Origin of the sequence: Microvirga arabica, from assembly GCF_016811235.1 — a bacterium.
Lineage (GTDB): Bacteria > Pseudomonadota > Alphaproteobacteria > Rhizobiales > Beijerinckiaceae > Microvirga > Microvirga arabica.
This window is the reverse complement of sequence record NZ_JAFBID010000038.1, coordinates 1-18,656: the sequence shown is the minus strand read 5'-3', so window position 1 is coordinate 18,656 and position 18,656 is coordinate 1. Positions and strand designations below refer to the sequence as shown.

Annotated in this window: 19 protein-coding genes and 1 other RNA gene; 10 read left to right on the top strand and 10 right to left on the bottom strand. The window is 65.5% G+C overall.

Annotated elements, in window-relative coordinates:
- Window positions 1-547 precede the first annotated feature (547 nt).
- The 8 genes from ruvA to ssrS all read right to left on the bottom strand — a co-directional run bounded on the left by ruvA (window position 548) and on the right by ssrS (window position 6,635).
- Window positions 548-1,165: a Holliday junction branch migration protein RuvA gene (gene ruvA / locus JQC81_RS18265; RefSeq protein WP_203273211.1), complete on the bottom strand. Its 618-nt coding sequence runs from the start codon at window positions 1,163-1,165 to the stop codon at window positions 548-550.
- A 209-nt stretch (window positions 1,166-1,374) separates the two neighbouring features.
- The gene (gene ruvC, locus JQC81_RS18260) at window positions 1,375-1,878 is read right to left on the bottom strand and encodes a crossover junction endodeoxyribonuclease RuvC (protein ID WP_203273210.1); all 504 of its coding nucleotides are present in this window, start codon (window positions 1,876-1,878) and stop codon (window positions 1,375-1,377) included.
- A 108-nt stretch (window positions 1,879-1,986) separates the two neighbouring features.
- Window positions 1,987-2,733, bottom strand: coding sequence for a YebC/PmpR family DNA-binding transcriptional regulator (locus tag JQC81_RS18255; RefSeq protein WP_203273209.1), 747 nt, complete (start codon window positions 2,731-2,733; stop codon window positions 1,987-1,989).
- 95 nt (window positions 2,734-2,828) lie between these two features.
- Window positions 2,829-4,232 carry an HD-GYP domain-containing protein gene (locus JQC81_RS18250; protein ID WP_312887548.1) on the bottom strand — a complete coding sequence of 468 codons (1,404 nt, stop codon included), beginning with the start codon at window positions 4,230-4,232 and terminating at the stop codon, window positions 2,829-2,831.
- 57 nt (window positions 4,233-4,289) lie between these two features.
- Window positions 4,290-4,985: an exopolysaccharide biosynthesis protein gene (locus JQC81_RS18245; RefSeq protein ID WP_203273208.1), complete on the bottom strand. Its 696-nt coding sequence runs from the start codon at window positions 4,983-4,985 to the stop codon at window positions 4,290-4,292.
- A 74-nt stretch (window positions 4,986-5,059) separates the two neighbouring features.
- Window positions 5,060-5,881 carry a TIGR00282 family metallophosphoesterase gene (locus JQC81_RS18240; protein ID WP_203273207.1) on the bottom strand — a complete coding sequence of 274 codons (822 nt, stop codon included), beginning with the start codon at window positions 5,879-5,881 and terminating at the stop codon, window positions 5,060-5,062.
- 9 nt (window positions 5,882-5,890) lie between these two features.
- A complete protein-coding gene (locus JQC81_RS18235) occupies window positions 5,891-6,475 on the bottom strand; it encodes a 5-formyltetrahydrofolate cyclo-ligase (protein WP_203273206.1) in 585 nt (194 codons plus the stop codon).
- A 4-nt stretch (window positions 6,476-6,479) separates the two neighbouring features.
- Window positions 6,480-6,635: non-coding RNA, 6S RNA (ssrS, locus tag JQC81_RS18230), on the bottom strand.
- A 174-nt stretch (window positions 6,636-6,809) separates the two neighbouring features.
- On the opposite strand from ssrS, the gene JQC81_RS18225 reads away from it, so the two are divergent.
- Window positions 6,810-7,091 (top strand): hypothetical protein, encoded by a 282-nt coding sequence (locus JQC81_RS18225; RefSeq protein ID WP_203273205.1) that lies wholly within the window; start codon window positions 6,810-6,812, stop codon window positions 7,089-7,091.
- A 113-nt stretch (window positions 7,092-7,204) separates the two neighbouring features.
- On the opposite strand, the gene JQC81_RS18220 is transcribed toward JQC81_RS18225, so the two are convergent.
- Window positions 7,205-7,573, bottom strand: a complete 369-nt coding sequence (locus JQC81_RS18220; RefSeq protein ID WP_203273204.1) for a cell division protein ZapA — start codon at window positions 7,571-7,573, stop codon at window positions 7,205-7,207.
- Window positions 7,574-7,577: 4 nt separating this feature from the next.
- On the bottom strand, window positions 7,578-7,889 hold the full coding sequence (locus tag JQC81_RS18215; protein ID WP_203273203.1) for a DUF4164 domain-containing protein: 312 nt from the start codon (window positions 7,887-7,889) through the stop codon (window positions 7,578-7,580).
- A 244-nt stretch (window positions 7,890-8,133) separates the two neighbouring features.
- Between JQC81_RS18215 and tkt the strand changes: the two genes are divergently transcribed.
- From tkt to JQC81_RS18170, 9 genes are all read left to right on the top strand, one after another.
- Window positions 8,134-10,068 carry a transketolase gene (gene tkt, locus JQC81_RS18210; protein ID WP_246520513.1) on the top strand — a complete coding sequence of 645 codons (1,935 nt, stop codon included), beginning with the start codon at window positions 8,134-8,136 and terminating at the stop codon, window positions 10,066-10,068.
- A 45-nt stretch (window positions 10,069-10,113) separates the two neighbouring features.
- Complete coding sequence (gene gap / locus JQC81_RS18205; RefSeq protein ID WP_199051444.1) at window positions 10,114-11,121, top strand: type I glyceraldehyde-3-phosphate dehydrogenase; 1,008 nt, start codon at window positions 10,114-10,116, stop codon at window positions 11,119-11,121.
- 12 nt (window positions 11,122-11,133) lie between these two features.
- Window positions 11,134-12,324: a phosphoglycerate kinase gene (locus tag JQC81_RS18200; protein WP_203273201.1), complete on the top strand. Its 1,191-nt coding sequence runs from the start codon at window positions 11,134-11,136 to the stop codon at window positions 12,322-12,324.
- 114 nt (window positions 12,325-12,438) lie between these two features.
- On the top strand, window positions 12,439-13,527 hold the full coding sequence (gene fba, locus JQC81_RS18195) for a class II fructose-bisphosphate aldolase (protein WP_203273200.1): 1,089 nt from the start codon (window positions 12,439-12,441) through the stop codon (window positions 13,525-13,527).
- A gap of 240 nt (window positions 13,528-13,767) precedes the next feature.
- A complete protein-coding gene (locus JQC81_RS18190) occupies window positions 13,768-14,418 on the top strand; it encodes a thiamine phosphate synthase (RefSeq protein ID WP_203273199.1) in 651 nt (216 codons plus the stop codon).
- The gene (locus tag JQC81_RS18185; RefSeq protein ID WP_203273198.1) at window positions 14,418-15,317 is read left to right on the top strand and encodes a tetratricopeptide repeat protein; all 900 of its coding nucleotides are present in this window, start codon (window positions 14,418-14,420) and stop codon (window positions 15,315-15,317) included. Before JQC81_RS18190 ends, JQC81_RS18185 begins: the two co-directional genes overlap by 1 nt.
- A 238-nt stretch (window positions 15,318-15,555) precedes the next feature.
- A complete protein-coding gene (locus tag JQC81_RS18180; protein WP_203273197.1) occupies window positions 15,556-16,350 on the top strand; it encodes an inositol monophosphatase family protein in 795 nt (264 codons plus the stop codon).
- 114 nt (window positions 16,351-16,464) lie between these two features.
- Complete coding sequence (locus tag JQC81_RS18175) at window positions 16,465-17,427, top strand: MotA/TolQ/ExbB proton channel family protein (protein WP_203273196.1); 963 nt, start codon at window positions 16,465-16,467, stop codon at window positions 17,425-17,427.
- Window positions 17,427-18,455, top strand: coding sequence for a peptidoglycan -binding protein (locus JQC81_RS18170; RefSeq protein WP_203273195.1), 1,029 nt, complete (start codon window positions 17,427-17,429; stop codon window positions 18,453-18,455). The genes JQC81_RS18175 and JQC81_RS18170 overlap by 1 nt, the downstream gene beginning before the upstream one ends.
- Window positions 18,456-18,656: the final 201 nt, after the last annotated feature.

Genomic DNA, 18,656 nt, shown 5'->3' with positions numbered 1-18,656 from the left:
CTTACCTTCCAAAGGCTTCATATAGGCGTTTTCGGTGTAATACGCCATCTTTAACAAGATCAAAACAGGAACGTTGAACGGTCACAGGATTCTCAGAGAGGATGGCTCAGCAAGCTTTTTACTAATGAGCCAGCAGGCAAGAGTCGGGACGAGGCCAACCAGAACAAAGGGGCCGTAATCTTCAAATGGAGAGACGGGCAGTCCACTCCTTGCAGCAAATATCATTAAGCCGATAGGCAACTTGATCACTGCAACGATGAAGACGAGAGAAAGACCGCCTGAAAGTAAGCCAATGCCCGACACCCAAATGAGCTCATATGAAATTGCTCATCGTTGTAGACTACGAATTAAGAAGCATGTCGCTAACGCGAAAGGAAGGCCAACAACATAGGATGGAAGCAATCCGAACAATAGAAACCGTCCAGCGACAGGCAGCCAGTTTACTAGTTCAGCAGTTGGAGGAATCTTATATATTAGGACAAATGCGAAGGTTATTGCTCCAATAATAGGCCCCAACCCCATGAATACGAACCAATTCGCCATGGCTTTAACGAGCCAACTCCCTCAGGCCTAGCCTGATCAGCGTCTTCGCCTCAGCCTCATCGCCGGCCTGCTTCATGGCGGCGGCGACGGCCGCGGACGCTTGGACTTGGGGGTAGCCGAGATTGACGAGGGCCGAGATCGCATCCGCCACGGGGCGCGGGGCGCTGTTGTCCTCGACCGCGCCGGTGAGGCGGATGAGGGCCGGATCCACGGCCGCGAAGGCCGGGGCCTTGTCCTTGAGCTCGGAGACGATGCGCTGGGCGAGCTTGGGGCCGACGCCGGGGCCGCGGGCAACGGACGCCTTGTTGCCGGTGGCGATGGCCGTGGCGAGACTGCCGGGGTCGAGCACCGAGAGGATGCCGAGCGCCACCTTGGAGCCCACGCCCTGGACGCTCTGCAGCAGCCGGAACCACTCGCGCTCGGAATCCGACCGGAAGCCGAACAGGCGGATCATGTCCTCGCGCACATGGGTCTCGATGGACAGAGTAGCCGCCTCGCCGGTGGGCGGCAGGTTCTGAAGGGTGCGGGAGGAGCAGTGGACCACGTAGCCGACCCCGTGCACGTCGAGGATCACGAAATCTTCGCCGTAGGAATCCACCACGCCTTTGAGTTTGCCGATCACGTCAGTCTTTGCTCCCGATAAACCCTCCTCCCCCTTGTGGGGAGGAGTTGGAGGTGGGGGTTTGAGCGATAGCCTATGTGGGTCTGGCGCTCACACCCCCCTCCCTAGCCCTCCCCACAAGGAGGGAGGGGACACCTGCGCTTTACCCGTCTGACGATCCCGGATCGGCTCACGCCGTCCGGGATGACGCTTTGTGCTTCTGTATCAAATTAATAGCTCGCCGCCAAAGCGCGGGCCTTGCGCTGGTGGGCGTGGGCGATGGCGATGGCGAGCGCGTCGGCGGCGTCGGCCTTTTTGAAGTCGGCCTTGGGCAGGAGGATCTTGATCATGGCCTGCACCTGGTTCTTGTCGGCGTGGCCGACGCCCACCACGGTCTTCTTCACCTGGTTGGCGCCGTATTCCGCCACCGGCAGGCCATGAAGGGCCGGGACCAGCAGGGACATGGCGCGGGCCTGGCCGAGCTTGAGGGTCGCCTGCGCGTCCTTGTTGACGAAGGTTTCCTCGACGGAGACCTCGTCGGGTGTCCAGGTCCGGATCACGTCGGTCAGCCGGTCGTGGAGCTGCTTGAGGCGCAGCGCCAGCTCAAGGTCGCCGTCGGAGGTCACGACCCCGCAGGCGACGTACGACAGCTTCGTCCCCTCGACCGTGATGACGCCCCAGCCGGTGTTGCGCAGGCCGGGATCGAGGCCGAGGATGCGGACGCGCTCAGTCACTGTTGTTCTCCACCGTCATGGCCGAATTGGTTTACGGCCATCCACGCCATCAACGGTTAAGATGACGTGGACGCCCGGGGCCAGCCCGGGCATGACGCACAGCAAAAATCAGCCCGCCATCTTCTGCATGAGGGCGTCGGAGAGCTCAAAGTTGCCGTAGACGTTCTGAACGTCGTCGTGCTCCTCAAGCGATTCCATCAGCTTCATCAGCTTCTCGCCGGTCTCGTCATCGACAGCCACCGGGGTCTGGGGCTTCCAGACCAGCTTCGACGCCTTGGGCTCGCCGAACTTGTCCTCCAGGGCCTTGGTCACCTCGTTGAGGGAACCCTGGTCGCAATAAACCTCGTGGCCGTTCTCGCCAGAAGTCACGTCGTCGGCACCGGCATCGATGGCGGCTTCCAGCATGGCGTCCGCATCGGCCACGTCCGGACCGAACTCGATGTAGCCGACCCGGTCGAACATGAAGGACACGGCGCCAGTCTCGGCGAGGTTGCCGCCGCTCTTGGTGAAGTAGGAGCGGATGTCGGAGGCCGTGCGGTTGCGGTTGTCGGTCATGGCCTCGACGATGATGGCAGCACCGCCCGGGCCGTAGCCCTCGTAACGGATCTCGTCGTAGTTCTCCGCGTCGCCCCCGGAGGCCTTGTTGATGGCGCGCTGGATATTGTCCTTGGGCATGTTCTCGGCGCGGGCGGCGAGGATCGCGGCGCGCAGGCGCGGGTTCATGGCGGGATCGGGCAGGCCCATCTTGGCCGCCACGGTGATTTCGCGGGCAAGCTTGGAAAACACCTTGGACCGCACCGCGTCCACCTTGCCCTTGCGGTGCATGATATTCTTGAACTGTGAATGCCCGGCCATGGGGGCCTCCGGATTTTCGGCCGAGAGCCGCCTCAAGAAGCGCCCGTCAGGCCGGAGAAGTTGACGATGGCCCGCTTATAAGGCGGCGAAGGGCTTCAGGCAAAGCCCCTTTGGGCCTGCCTGCCCTCAATCCGGTCCAAAGCCCGCCGGAGCGCATCCACGCAGGCCGGGTCGAAGGCCGCCCCTATATCGGCCTCCAGGATTCCCATAGCCTTTGAGACCGGCATGGCGGCGCGGTAGGGGCGATCCGCCGTCAGGGCGTCGAACACATCGGCCACCGAGATGATCCGTGTCTCCCGGCCGATTTCATCGCCCTTTAGCCTCCTCGGATAGCCCTTGCCGTCGAGGCGTTCGTGATGGGCCCCGCCGATACGGGCCAGTCCCTCGAAGGCGCGGATCCGGGACAGGATTGTTTCGCTGTGGAGGGCGTGATGGCGCATGGCAGCCATCTCAGTCTCGTCCAGCTTGCCCGGCTTGTCGAGGATCTCGTTGCTGACCCCGAGCTTGCCAATGTCGTGGAGGAGGGCCGCCCGCCGCAGGCTTCGCCGCCCCGCCTCGTCGAAGCCCATCTCACCGGCGATCAGATCGGCGAAAAACGCAACCCGGTCGCTATGGCCGCTGGTATAGGGGCTTTTGGAGTCGACCACCCGTGCGAAGGCTGCCGCGATGTCATCGAGATAATCCTCGTCGGCGCTCTCGATATGCTGGGCCGGTTCCAGGGCGAAGATCGCGGTCTCCACATCGTCGGAGCGGAGAACCTCCCAGAAGGCAGGGCTCCCAGCGACGCGCTCGAAGGCCTCGACAACCTGGGGATCGAACCACGTTCTCGACCGGGCTCTCACCTCATGTCGGGCAGCCGCCTCTCCGGTGCTGGTGTGGAAAACGTCCACCACCTGGGCGAGAAGCGCGATGCGGGAATAGACCGGGATCTCGGCTCCGGCAATCCCATACGGCTTGCCGCCGCCGTTCCAGTGCTCGTCGAGCGACTGAATGCCCTGCGCAACGCCTTCGGGAAAACGTAGCTGACGGGCGATCTCGGCGCCGCGCTGGCAACGGGTCTCGATCAGCTCGCGGGCGATCTCGCCGCCGTTCTGGACGATGTTGACGACCGCCCGGAAACGCTCCGCCAGCCCGGCCTTCAGACCCGTATGGGACAGCACGAAGCTCAAGACCTGCGGGAGCCGGTTGCCGACGGTTTTGAAGTCCCGTTTGAAGGAGAGATCGTCGGTCAGGTAGAGTTGGCAGATGCGGGCCGCGTTGCTGCTGCAGCCGAGATCCTTGAGGAGGAGCGTGTAATAGAGCTCCCACAGGGCGGCCTCGTTCAGGCCCAGCTCCCGTCCCACATGGACCCCGATCCAGCAGGCCCGCACGCAATGTCCGGCGGGCTGGCCCTCCGTCAGGTCCAGGGCATGGCTCAGGGCCCCCAGCACCTCCGACAGGCGGACAGCCTGGATTCCTTCGGCAGATTCCCTGCTCCATTCGCGTGATTGTACGCCCACCTGCCGCCCCTTGCTTCCCCTAGGGCAGACTAGGCCGAAGCGCTTAAGAGATCGTGCCTAGAACCCGAGCCAGCCCGGCAGGTTCTGAATGGCCGCCACGATGAGGTGGTAGGAGGCGCCGAGAATCGTCACCGTATAAGCGAGCCCCGCCAAGCCGATGAGATAGCCGACGAGCAGGAGATAGCCGTCCTCCTCCATGACCGCGATGGAAGCAATGACGAGGGCGATGGAGGGAGGGAAGTTGGTGCCGGGGAACGGGATCAGGACCGACAGCGCCACCAGGAATGCGAAGAGCCCCACCACCCGGTCGCCGATGGGGCCGAAGAGCTGGAGCAGGCGGGGCTTGCAGTAGCTTTCGAGCTTCTGGAGCTTGGGCTCCGCGATGTCGATGAGGCGCTTGAACTTCGCGACGGAGACCGTCTGGCGCAGGATGAAACCCGGCAGCCAAGGGCGCTTGTGGCCCAGCATCATCTGGATGCCGAAGATCAGAACAGGCGTTCCCACGATGCCGGCAATGCCGGGTACGTTCGGCACGCAGTTCGGCAGGGAGAACAGGATCAGCACGAAGCCGAAGGCGCGCTCGCCGAAGGCCTCAATGATCTCGCGGATCGAGATCGTCTCGCCCTTGGCCTCGTCGATCACGGCGCGCAGGACGGCCGACGCGCTCTGGTGCTCGTGCACCCGGTGGAACTCGCTCTCCTGACGATAGATGCTTGTCTTCGCCTCGGTCGTCTTCTCTAAATCCGCGTCCACCGGTCTCCTCCGTGACGGGACAGATGGGAACGGCGACGCTCCACGCCAAGGGACCGGCGCAATGGAAGTCGGGCTCAGTCCCAGAAGCGGGGCCAGGTTTCTTCCAGGTTCGGCCCGAGGCGAAGAGCCGCCACACGCACGGCCAAGCCCGTGCGATCGTCGGTTTCGACCGCGATGCCCGAGAGCGTGCCCTCCCCTAGGGCCGGCTCCATGCGGGCGCCGGGGGTCTTCTGGATGAAGCGGCGGATCGACTCCTCCTTCTGCATGCCGAGAACGGAGTCGTAGTCGCCGCACATGCCCGCGTCCGACATGTAGGCGGTGCCGCCGGGCAGCACCCGGTGATCGGCCGTGGGCACATGGGTGTGGGTGCCGACCACGAGGCTCGCCCGCCCGTCGAAGTAATGGCCCATGGCCTCCTTCTCGCTGGTCGCCTCCGCGTGCACGTCGATGATGACGGCATCGGCCACCTGACCCATGGGGCAGGTCTCCAGTTCCCGGTCGACGGCCGCGAACGGATCGTCCAGCGGGTCCATGTAGAGACGGCCCATGACGTTGACCACGAGAACCCGGTGGCCGGAGCGGGTGTCGATGAGATTGGCGCCGCGACCCGGCGTGCCGGCTGGGTAGTTCGCAGGCCGCAGGAGGCGCGGCTGGCGCTCGATGAACACAAGCGTCTCGCGCTGGTCCCAGGAATGGTTGCCCAGCGTGATCGCATCGGCGCCTGCGGCCAGGATCTCGTCGCAGATCGCCTCGTTGATGCCGAAGCCCCCAGCGGAGTTCTCGCCGTTGATGACCACGCAATCGAGCCGCCAGCGGTCACGAAGGCCGGGCAGGCGCTCGATCACCGCATTGCGGCCGGGCCGCCCGACGATGTCGCCGAGGAAAAGAAGACGCATGATGGACCTTTAAGCGGATTTCGTCCGAATGAGTTCGGCCTCAGTGATGATAACGTCGAGGTTCCGGTCGTGGGGTTCGACCGGAACCTCGTCGATCTCCTGAACCGCATAAGCCAGGCCGATGGTCAAGGTGGGATGCTGCTCTTCCAGCGCCGCGATGGCCCGGTCGAAATGCCCCTTGCCGTAGCCGATGCGCCCTCCCCGGCGGTCGAAGGCAACCAGCGGCACGAGCAGCGCCTTGGGGAAGACCTCCGGCGCATCGGGTCCGGGCTCGCGCACGCCGAAGCCGCCCTTGACCAGCACGTCGCCGGGCTGCCAGAGGCGCCAGCTCAAGTGGGGATGGAGAATTTGGGAGAGGGCCACGTCCTGCCCGCGTTCGAGCAGCGCCTCCATCAGCGGACGCGGATCGACCTCGGTGCGGATCGGCCAGTAGCCGCCCACCGGCGTCACGCCTTGGAGATCAGGTAGGTCGAGGGCCTGGGCCATGATGCGCTGCGCGGCATCGTGGCGGAAATCCTTGTCGAGCCCGTCGCGCCGGGCGAACCCCTCGCTGCGAAGGCGTTCTTTCAACTCGGGAGGGGGAAGAGATGTCATCAGGTGCGGAGCCACAGAAACCGTCGGAGAAGCGATCCCGGGAACCTACAAAGTAGGTGGGCGCCGTGTGTTCCGGTCCACGGACCGGGCAGGGACAGCTCCCGTTGGGATCGATAAGGCCCCGGGGAATATGAACTCCTAACGCGCCCCGCAGCCCCGCCTTCCCTATGTAGGGATTGGGACGCGCCGGGGAAAGGGGAAAAGTGAGGCCAAAAGCGATCTTTCGGAGGCAGTTCAAGGAGGCCGCCTCCGTAACATTACGGAATGGCCAGGATCGCCGGAGCGCCGCCTAATGGCCCTGTAGGGGATGCGCCATCCATCGAGTGGAGGAAACATGGCTCATCTGAAACAGAATCAATATCGAGAAATTTATCGCCGAGAGACGGATTCGCCGAGCATCGACGCCATGATGCGGGAGGTCCTGCACAGGCTCGGCAACATCGATTTCGAATATCATGTCCAGGTGGACAAGCTCGACAAGAGCGCCGCCGACCAGGAAATCAAGGATCGGATCGGGCGCAGGATCAGAGCCGCCCATCAGGAGAGGCGCGAGCCCTATGTGGAGCTCCTCGCCACGCTTCGGCAGCGGCAGCATCGATTGTCGTACCGGGGCTGACACTCTCTCACGCCATGGCCGGCCCTGTGCCAGCCATTCCGATGCGAAGGAATGCGACGCCTCAACAAAGCGGGATCACCGGCACAAGGCCGGTGATGACATCGGCGTGGAGGCTAAACCTGCCCTGCCCCGTTCAGGCTGCGGGCCAGTTCCTCGATGTGCTCGGCCGCCCGCTGGATGCCCGCGGCGAGCCTGGCCTCGATTTGTCCGAGGCGCTCGTCCCGGTAGATATGGGCGCTGTTGAGCATTGCCACTTCCTCGGTCAGCGCAGTGATCCGCTTTCTGGTTTCCTGCAGCTCGTCGGCCTGGGCAATGGCCGCCATGACGTGGAGGCGCAGGTCGTCGACTTGACCGAAAGTGGCGCGCATCTCCTCGACCCGGGCATTGTAGGAGGCCGCCAGCCCTTCGAGGTGTTGCTCTTCGCCTTCGGCGCAGGCGATCCGGTAGGTTCTGCCTGCAATGGTCACGGTCACCTGAGCCATGCCGTCAGCCTTCCTCAGGTTCGAATTGCCCGGCCGGAGCCGGTTGGCCGGCCTGGGCCAGAACGGTCTCGACGGCCCCGATGGCCTGGCGGACCCGCCGGCTCACGTCGTCGGTGGCGGCCTCGAAGCGGTGCAGGCGGGTGAGCGCCCCGTCGAGTTCCACCGCAAGGCGGGCCCGGTCGTCCTGCATGAGCTGAAGCTCGGTCTCCAGTCCCCCTCGCCGCTTGTCGGCATCGAGGCGCCGGGATACGGACGCTTCGAGCAGGCCTAGGGCCATGTCCAGCCGCTTCATCGCTTCATCGAGTGTGGGCGCCATCATGCCTCCGGGATTCGGGCAAGAGACTAGGCCTGGAGCCCTTCATCGGCAACGGTCCAGAAGGGGATTACGCCCTTTCGAGCCTTTGACTCCCCCCTGCCCCGTGTTAAGGAGCCCGCACCTTTCCCAGACAGACCGCCCCGTTGCGGGGCCCTCAAGATTTGTGGATCTCGCTGTGCAAGATACCGTCTCCGCCGATCGCGTCACCCATTCTGATCTGGCGAACGCCGTGCGCGTCCTCGCCATGGATGCCGTTGAAACAGCCAAATCCGGCCATCCGGGCCTGCCCATGGGCGCCGCCGACATCGCCACGGTGCTGTTCACCAAGTTCCTGAAATACGACGCCGCCGACCCGACCTGGCCCGACCGCGACCGGTTCATCCTGTCGGCCGGCCACGGCTCGATGCTCCTCTATTCGCTCCTGCACCTGACGGGCGTGAAGGGCATGACGGTCGATGAGCTGAAGAACTTCCGCAAGCTCGATTCCAAGACCCCCGGCCACCCTGAGAACTTCATGACCCCGGGCGTCGAGACCACCACCGGGCCGCTCGGCCAGGGCATCGCCACCGCCGTGGGCTTCGCGCTCGCCGAGCGCATGCTGAACGCCGAGTACGGCAACGACCTCGTCGACCACTTCACTTATGTGCTCGCCTCCGACGGCGACCTGATGGAGGGCATCAGCCAGGAGGCCATCGCGCTGGCCGGCCACCTGAAGCTCAACCGCATGATCGTCCTGTGGGATGACAACGAGATCTCCATCGACGGCCCCCTGTCGCTGTCCGATTCCGTCGATCAGGTGAAGCGCTTCCAGGCCTGCGGCTGGAATGCCGTGCGCGTGGACGGCCATGACGAGAAGGCGATCCAGCGCGCCATCTCCCGCGCCCAGAAGTCGGACCGCCCGACGCTCATCGCCTGCAAGACCGTCATCGGCTACGGTGCGCCCAAGAAGGCCGGCACCTCCAAGGCCCACGGCGAGCCCCTCGGCGCCGAGGAGCTTGCGGGCGCCAAGGCGGCGCTTCGCTGGAGCCATGCGCCGTTCGAGATTCCGGACAACATCCGCAGCGCCTGGGCGAAGGCCGGCAAGAAGGGAAGCCGCCAGCGCAAGGCCTGGGCCGAGCGCCTGAAGGCTCTGCCGCAAGAGAAGCGCGCCGAGTTCGAGCGCCGGGTGAAGGGCGTGCGCCCGCAGGGCCTCGCTGACGCGGTCGCCAAGCTGAAGGACCGGCTCGTCGCCGAGCCGCAGGCCGTCGCCACCCGCAAGGCCAGCGAGATCGCCCTCGAGGTCATCACCGAGGCGGTGCCGGAGCTGGTGCTGGGCTCGGCGGATCTCACGCCCTCCAACAACACCAAGACCAAGAACCTCAACGCCATTTCGCCCGGCAATTATGCCGGCCGCTACATCCATTACGGCATCCGCGAGCACGGCATGGCTGCGGCCATGAACGGCATCGCGCTCCATGGCGGCTACGTGCCGGCCGGCGCGACCTTCCTGGTCTTCACCGACTATGCACGGCCCGCCATGCGCATCGCGGCGCTCGCCGGCATTCCGGCCGTCTATGTGATGACCCACGACTCCATTGGCCTCGGCGAGGACGGCCCGACCCACCAGCCGGTGGAGCACCTGGCGGCGCTGCGTGCCATGCCGAAGATGCGGGTGTTCCGCCCGGCGGACGCCATCGAGACCGCCGAGTGCTGGCAGATGGCGCTTGAGCGCACGGACGGCCCATCGACGCTGGCGCTGACCCGCCAGAACCTGCCGCAGGTCCGGAAAGTAGGTGGCGCTGAGAACCTCTCGGCCACGGGCGCCTACGAGCTCTCGCCCGCCAACGGCAAGGCGCGAGCCACCCTCTTCGCCTCGGGCTCCGAGGTGGAGATCGCGCTGGCGGCCCAGAAGCTTCTGGATGAACAAAGCTTCGCCGTTCGCGTTGTGTCGGTGCCCTCGCTCGACCTGTTCCTCGCCCAGCCCGAGAAGATCCGCGCCCAGATCATCGGCGATGCGCCGATCAAAGTTGCGGTGGAGGCGGCGGTGCGCTTCGGCTGGGATTCGGTCATCGGGCCTGACGGAATTTTCGTCGGCATGCATGGGTTTGGCGCCAGCGCGCCCTACAAGGACCTTTACAAGCACTTCGGCATCACCGCCGAGGCCATCGCGGAGAAGGTTCTCCGGACACATAATCTCTGAGGCTCGAAAAGAACCGAGGCCTCGTTACGCAAGGGAGCTAAAGCTATGACGGTGAAGGTCGCGATCAACGGATTCGGTCGCATCGGACGCAACATCCTCCGCGGCATCGTGGAAAGCGGCCGCAAGGATATCGAGGTGGTTGCCATCAACGATCTCGGCCCGGTCGAGACGAACGCCCACCTTCTCCGCTTCGACTCCGTCCATGGCCGCTTCCCGGCAGACGTGCAGGTCGACGGCGAGTTCCTTGTCATCAACGGCCAGAAGATCCGCGTCACGGCAATCAAGGATCCGGCGACCCTGCCGCACCGGGAACTCGGCGTCGACATCGCCATGGAATGCACCGGTATCTTCACCTCGAAGGACAAGGCCTCGGCGCATCTGACCGCCGGCGCCAAGCGCGTCATCGTGTCGGCTCCCGCCGACGGCGCGGACCTCACGGTCGTCTACGGCGTCAACCATGACAAGCTGACCAAGGACCACGTGGTCATCTCGAACGCCTCCTGCACCACGAACTGCCTCGCCCCGGTGGCGAAGGTGCTTCACGATGCGGTCGGCATCGAGAAGGGCTTCATGACCACGATTCACTCGTACACGAACGATCAGCCGACGCTGGATCAGATGCACAAGGACCTCTACCGCGCCCGCGCGGCGGCCCTGAACATGATCCCGACCTCCACCGGCGCCGCCAAGGCCGTGGGCCTTGTGCTGCCCGACCTCAACGGCAAGCTCGACGGCTCGTCGATCCGCGTGCCGACCCCGAACGTCTCCGTGGTCGACTTCAAGTTCGTGGCCAAGAAGAACACCACGAAGGAAGAGATCAACGCCGCGATCAAGGCGGCGGCCGACGGTCCGCTCAAGGGCATCCTCGGCTACACGAACGCCCCGAACGTCTCGTCGGACTTCAACCACGACCCGCACTCCTCCGTGTTCCACATGGACCAGACCAAGGTCATGGAGGGCAACTTCGTGCGCGTGCTGTCCTGGTACGACAACGAATGGGGCTTCTCGAACCGCATGGCGGACACCGCCATCGCCATGGCGAAGCTCATCTAAGGGAGGCTGCCAATGACCGCCTTCCGCACGCTCGACCAGGCCGACGTCAAGGGAAAACGCGTTCTCGTCCGGGTGGACCTCAACGTCCCCATGGAGAACGGCCGGATCACGGACGCGACGCGCATCGAGCGCGTCCTGCCCACCATCCGGGAAATCGCCGACAAAGGCGGGAGGGTGATCCTCCTCGCCCATTTCGGCCGCCCGAAGGGACGCGACCCCAAGGAGTCCCTGAAGCCGGTTGCGGAAGCGGTCTCGCAGCACCTCGGAAAATCCGTGGCCTTCGCCGATGCCTGCATCGGCGAAGCCGCCAGCACCCCCGTGAATGCCCTGAAGGACGGCGACGTGCTTCTCCTCGAAAACACTCGCTTCCATGCGGGCGAGGAGAAGAACGATCCGGCCTTCGTTCAGGAACTGGCGAAGCTCGGCGATCTCTACGTGAACGACGCCTTCTCGGCCGCGCACCGGGCGCATGCCTCCACCGAGGGCCTGGCCCGCGTGCTGCCGGGCTATGCCGGCCGCACCATGCAGGCGGAGCTCGACGCCCTGACCAAGGGCCTGGAGGCGCCCAAGCGCCCGGTCGTCGCGATCGTGGGCGGCGCCAAGGTGTCCACCAAGATCGACCTGCTCGAAAACCTCGTGACCAAGGTCGACGCGCTCGTGATTGGCGGCGGCATGGCCAACACCTTCGTGCATGCCACGGGTCTCGGCATCGGCAAGTCGCTCGCCGAGAAGGATCTCGCTGCGACTGCCATGCGCATCATCGAGAAGGCGCGGGACGCCAACTGCGCCATCATCCTGCCCGTGGACGGTGTCTGCGCCTACGAGTTCAAGGTGGGAGCCCAGAACCACACCTACGGCATTGACGCGATCCCCGAGGATCAGATGATCCTCGACGTGGGCTCGCAGTCCATCGAACGCATCCAGGCTGCCATCAACGATGCCGCCACGGTGGTGTGGAACGGCCCGCTCGGCGCCTTCGAGATCGCCCCATTCGACCAGGGCACGGTGGCGGCAGCCCGCCATGCCGCCCAGCGCACCAAGGACGGCAAGCTCGTGTCGGTCGCCGGCGGCGGCGACACGGTGGCGGCCCTCAACCATGCCGGCGTGGCCGACAGCTTCACCTATGTGTCGACGGCCGGCGGCGCCTTCCTCGAATGGTTGGAAGGCAAGTCGCTCCCGGGTGTCGAAGCCCTGCGGGCTTAAGTCCATGCAGGCAAAGTGGTTAACCCACTTTGCCAAGCCAAATTGTGGCCTAGATGCTTAAGCTGAGGTTCAGCTTCTGCGCTGTTTAAAAGCAAAACCAATACGGAGGACCAAATGGCCCGCATCACGATGAGGCAGCTTCTGGATCACGCAGCCGAGCACGGCTACGGCGTGCCTGCCTTCAACATCAACAACATGGAGCAGGCGCTCGCGATCATGGCGGCGGCCAGCGAGGTCGATGCTCCGGTGATCATTCAGGCGAGCCGCGGTGCGCGCTCCTATGCCAACGACGTCATGCTCAAGCACATGATGGACGCGGTCACCGAGATCTACCCGCACATCCCGGTCTGCGTGCATCTCGACCACGGCAACGAGGCCGCCACCTGCATGACGGCGATCCAGGCCGGCTTCACCTCGGTGATGATGGACGGCTCCCTGAAGGCTGACGGCAAGACCCCGGGCGACTGGGACTACAACGTCGCGGTCACCAGGAAGGTGGTCGAAATGGCCCATCTCGGCGGCATCTCGGTGGAAGGCGAGCTCGGCGTGCTCGGCTCCCTGGAGACCGGCGAAGGCGAGGCTGAGGACGGCCACGGCGCCGAGGGCAAGCTCTCCCACGACCAGCTGCTGACGAACCCTGACGAGGCCGTGAAGTTCGTGGCCGAGACCAAGGTCGACGCGCTCGCCATCGCCATGGGCACCTCGCACGGCGCCTACAAGTTCACCCGCAAGCCCGACGGCGCGATCCTCGCCATGCATGTGATCGAGGAGATCCACAAGAAGCTCCCGAACACGCACCTGGTGATGCACGGCTCGTCCTCGGTGCCGCAGGACCTGCAGGACATCATCAACCAGTACGGCGGCCAAATGAAGCCGACCTGGGGCGTGCCGGTGGAGGAGATCCAGCGCGGCATCAAGCATGGCGTGCGCAAGATCAACATCGACACCGATAACCGCATGGCCATGACCGGCCAGATCCGCAAGGTTCTCCAGGAGAATCCGGGCGAGTTCGATCCGCGCAAGTATCTCAAGCCTGCCATGGAGGCGATGACCAAGCTCTGCAAGCAGCGCCTGCAGGAGTTCAACACCGCCGGCCAGGCCTCGAAGATCAAGCGGGTCTATACGCTCGCCGAGATGGCCAAGCGCTACGCCTCCGGCGAACTCGACCCGACCTTCGGCACGACCCGCCAGGCGGCGGAGTAACATAAACTATCCTCATCCTGAGGAGCCTGCGCAGCAGGCGTCTCGAAGGAGGGTCCAGAGAACAGTGGAAACGCCTCGTCCTTCGAGACGGACCTGACGGTCCTCCTCAGGATGAGGCTACGGGGTAGAAGTTCTTGATCCGTCTTTCGCCTTAATCATGATCGACAAGCGGGGCCTCGCAAGATGGCCCCGTTTTCGTTATGGGAACGGTGTCTTTTGTTTTCTCAATCCTAGTGACCCATGGCCGATACCGCCGCCCGCCTCTACCTAATCACCCCCGTCCTGGAGGACGCCTCCTTCGCGCCGCAGCTCGCCGAGGCCTGCGCGACCGGCGCGGTGGCTGCCGTGCTGCTGCGGCTGGCGCCCGCCGACGAGCGCACCCTCACCAACAAGGTGAAGGCGCTGGCTCCCGCCGCGCAGGAGCATGGGGCCGCCGTGATCGTCACCTCGGAGGCCAAGGCCGATCTCGCCACCATCGCGGCGCGCGGCGGGGCGGATGGGGTTCACGTCACGGGCGACCCGGCCCTTGTGCGCGAGCTGCGTGACCGGTTGAAGTCCGAGCGCGCGCTTGGCGTCGGCGCCATCCGCACCAAGGACGATGCCATGACCTTCGGCGAGGCCGGGGTCGATTACCTGCTCTTCGGCGAGCCGCGCCCGGACGGGTCCCTCCCCTCCCTGGAGAGCGTGGTGGAGCGGGCCTCCTGGTGGGCCGAGATCTTCGAGACGCCCTGCGCGGCCTATGCCCCGAGCCTTGACGCGGTCGAGACGCTCGCGGCCACGAATGCCGAGTTTGTGGCGCTGGGTGACGCGGTCTGGACGCATGCGGATGGACCCGCCGCTGCCGTGAAGGCGGCGGCCGAAATCCTCGAGCGCCAGGAGGCGTCGCGCTGATGCTTGTCTCCTGGATCATCGGCGGCGCGCTTCTGCTGGCCTCCGCCACCGGAAGCGCCGCAGCCCAGCCCGATGCGGCTTACGGCGCCTATCAGCGTGGCCTCTATCAGACGGCTTTCCGCGAGGCGACCCTGCGGCTGGAGAAGAACAACAACGACGCCGCCGCCATGACCCTTCTGGGCGAGCTCTACAACCAGGGCCTCGGCGTCGCGGCGGACCCGAAGAAAGCATCCGAATGGTACCGGCTCGCGGCCCAGCGGGGCGATGCCCATGCGCTGGCGGCTTTGGGCCTCATGGCCCTCGACGGGCGCGGCATGCCGAAGAACGCCGTGCAGGGCCGCGCCTGGCTGGAAGAGGCGGCCGCCAAGGGCAACCCGCTCGCCAGCCACAACCTCGCCCTTCTCCTGCTCACGAGCGAATCCCCTGCGGACCTGCAGAAGGCGATCACGCTCCTGAAGCGTGCGGCCGAGGCCGAGATCCCGGACGCGCAGCATGCGCTGGGCGTGCTCTACCTCAAGGGCCGCGGCGTCGAACGCAACCCCACGGAGGCCGCGCGCCTGTTCGAGCGCGCCGCCCGCAACGGCAGCTCGGTCGGCGAGGTGGAGTACGCGATCCTGCTCTTCAACGGCGACGGGGTTCCGGCAAGCGAGTCGCAGGCCGCCCGCCATTTCCGCCGCGCGGCCGCCAAGGGCAACGCTATCGCCCAGAACCGCCTCGCCCGCCTGCTTGTGGCAGGCCGGGGCGTGCCGGCCAACAAGGTCGACGCGGCGGCCTGGCATATTCTGGCGGCAGCCCAGGGGCTGGCGGACCCCTGGCTCGACAACGCCCTCAAGGATCTCACCGCCGACGAGCGCACCCGATCCGAGAAGCTGGCGGCGGAACGGTTGGGGATGCGGTAATTGCCTCCGGTGTCATTCCCGGCCGGAGCGCAGCGGAGGGGAAGAGAATCCACTCATACCCTCAGCGCTATGGATCCCTATCCCGCATTTCGTGCGCCGGGGATGACACTCGCATAAAATCGCAAGTTCGTGGATCAATTGGGCTGCCCGCCCGGTTAATCCACCGCTTGACGCCGTCCCTTCCGTGGTCCATCGACCACCTTCTCTTTGAAAACCGCTCTTTGTCAGGACCTGCACGATGATCCGCTCGCCCCTCATGACCGTTATGACCGATGCCGTGATGAAGGCGTCACGCTCGCTCAAGCGCGATTTCGGCGAGGTCGAGAACCTGCAGGTCTCGCGCAAGGGCCCGGGCGACTTCGTGTCCGCCGCCGACCGCAAGGCGGAAAAGATCCTGCGCGAGTCCCTGGAAAAATCCCGTCCCGGCTACGGCTTCGTCATGGAGGAGGAAGGCGTCATCCAGGGCACCGATACCAGCCACCGCTGGCACATCGACCCGCTCGACGGCACCACGAACTTCCTGCACGGCCTGCCGCAATTCGCCATCTCCGTCGGCCTGGAGCGCGACGGCCAGATCGTGGCCGGGGTGATCTACGATCCGGCCAAGGACGAGCTCTTCATCGCCGAGCGCGGCAAGGGCGCCTATCTCAACAACCGCCGCATCCGCGTGGCGGCCCGCAGCGACCTCGCCGACGCGGTGGTGGCCTGCGGCCTGCCCCATATCGGCAAGGGCGACCACGGCCTGTTCCTGCGCGAGACGGCGGCCGTCATGGGCTATGTGGGCGGCATGCGCCGCTGGGGCGCCGCCGCCCTCGATCTTGCCTATGTGGCCTGCGGGCGCTTCGATGCCTATTGGGAGCGCGGGCTGAACTCCTGGGACATGGCCGCCGGCATCCTCATGGTGCGCGAGGCGGGCGGCTTCGTGTCCGACGCGGACGGCGGCAGCGACCCGATCGCCAAGGGCTCCATTGCCTGCGGCAACGAGATCATGCAGCGGGAACTGCTCAAGCTCCTGAAGAAGGCCAAGGGGTAGGTCCAAGCTCATATTTCTGTTCGTGCCGGTTATGGAACCGATGGTCGCGCTTGATCCTTCGGACGGGCGCGGTCACATTGGTGCCGTCCCGAAGCCCAAACGCACAGGATAACGATGGCGGACCAACCCCTTACCCCACCGCGGATTTATCTGATCCGCATGGTGGTCTTTCTGGTTCTGGCAGGGTTTGTCGCCTTTATCCTCTATCGCCAGATCTGGGAGGCCTTCCAGGCCAATCCCGGTCTCAACGCCCTGATCATGGGCGTCATGGTCATCGGCATCGTGCTGGCCATTCGCCAGGTATGGCGCCTGCGCCCCGAGGTGCGGTGGGTCAACACCCTGCAGCGGACCGAGGAAGGGCTCGTTGCTCCCACTCCGCCGGTGCTGCTCGCCCCTCTGGCTGCTCTCCTGGGCAATCGGCCCGATCAGTCCGGCTTCTCCGTGGCGGCGACACGCTCGGTTCTCGATTCCATCGGCGCCCGCCTGGATGAAAGCCGGGAGATCCTGCGCTATCTCGCCGGCCTTCTGGTGTTCCTCGGGCTGCTGGGCACCTTCTGGGGCCTCATCGACACCGTCGGATCGGTCGGGCGGATCATCGGCTCTTTGAGGACCGGACAGGATTCGGCGGTTCTCTTCGACGAGTTGAAGAACTCGCTGGCCGGCCCGCTCCAGGGCATGGGCCTCGCCTTCTCGGCATCGCTGTTCGGCCTCGCGGGTTCCCTCGTCCTCGGCTTCCTCGACCTTCAGGCCGGCCAGGCGCAGAACCGCTTCTACACGGAGCTGGAGGACTGGCTCGCCACCTCGACCACGGACGCTCCCGTCGAGGCTTCCCTCCGCGCCGGCACCACGCCGGACCTGACGCTCGCCCTCAACCGGCTCTCCGCGGCCGTCAACGAGGGCGGCGGCGGGCGGGCCGCCACGCAGGCCATGGCGAACCTCGCCGAGGGCGTGCAGGGCCTCGTGCAGCACATGCGGGCCGAGCAGCAGATGATCCGCGACTGGGTGGAAGCGCAGGCCGCCCGCGAGAAGGAGTTGAAGCAGGTGCTCGACCGCCTTTCCCGTGAAAGGCTGCCCTGATGCCGGTCTCGAGCGCAGGCGGACGGCGGCGCGGGCGCGGCGGCCAGATCAATTACTGGCCGGGCTTCGTGGACGCCCTGTCCACGCTGCTGCTCGCCATCATCTTCCTGATCTCCGTGTTCACCGTCGGCCAGTTCTTCCTGTCCCGCGAGCTGTCCGGCCGGGACACGGTGCTCGACCGGCTGAACCGCCAGATCGCAGAATTGACCGACCTTCTCTCCCTGGAGCGCTCGAGCCGGCGCACCATCGAGGAGACGGTCACGTCACTCCAGACGACCCTGCAGGCCAACGAGGCCGAGCGGGCGCGCCTTCAGAGCCTTCTCGACAGCGGCGGCGCCGCACAGGTTCAGGCCGATCAGCTGAACACGCAGCTCGAGAGCGAGCGCCAAGCCACGGGGCGCGCCTTAAGCCAGGTCGAGATCCTTAACCAGCAGATCGCCGCCATGCGCCGCCAGCTCGCGGCCCTCGAGGATGCGCTTGCGGCCTCCGAGAACCGGGACAAGGAAAGCCAGGCTCGCATCGCCGACCTCGGCAGCCGCCTCAACGTGGCGCTGGCCCAGCGGGTGCAGGAACTGGCCCGCTACCGCTCCGACTTCTTCGGACGCCTGCGCCAGATCCTCGGCAATCGCCCGGACGTACGCATCGTCGGCGACCGCTTCGTGTTCCAGTCGGAGGTGCTTTTCCCGGCAGGCCAAGCCACGCTGCGGCCCGAAGCCTCCGGCGAGATCGACCGCATCGCCAGCGCCCTGATCGAACTCGAGCGCCAGGTGCCGCCCGATATCCCGTGGGTGATCCGGGTCGACGGCCACACGGACCAGCGCCCCATCAACACCGCGCAATTCCCGTCGAACTGGGCCCTCTCGTCCTCCCGTGCCATCGCGATGGTGCAGGCGCTCGTGGCCCGCGGCGTCCAGCCCAAGCACCTCGCCGCCACAGGCTTCGGCGAGTTCCAGCCGCTGGACAACGGCACGACGGAAGAAGCCTATGCCCGCAACCGGCGCATCGAACTTAAGCTGACGGAGCGTTAATCCGGAGCCTCAAAAGCAAAGGAGCCGCTGTTTCCAGCGGCTCCTGCTTGAGAGAATTGCTGTCATCTGGAATGCGAGCCGCGTGGGGCTGGCCAGAATCCGGAGCGGAAAGCCTCCCGACTTCTAAGCGGCTTTGACGCCTTGGAGGAAGTCCTGGACCTCTCTGGAGAGGTCGTTGGAGTGGCGCGACAGCTCCTGGGC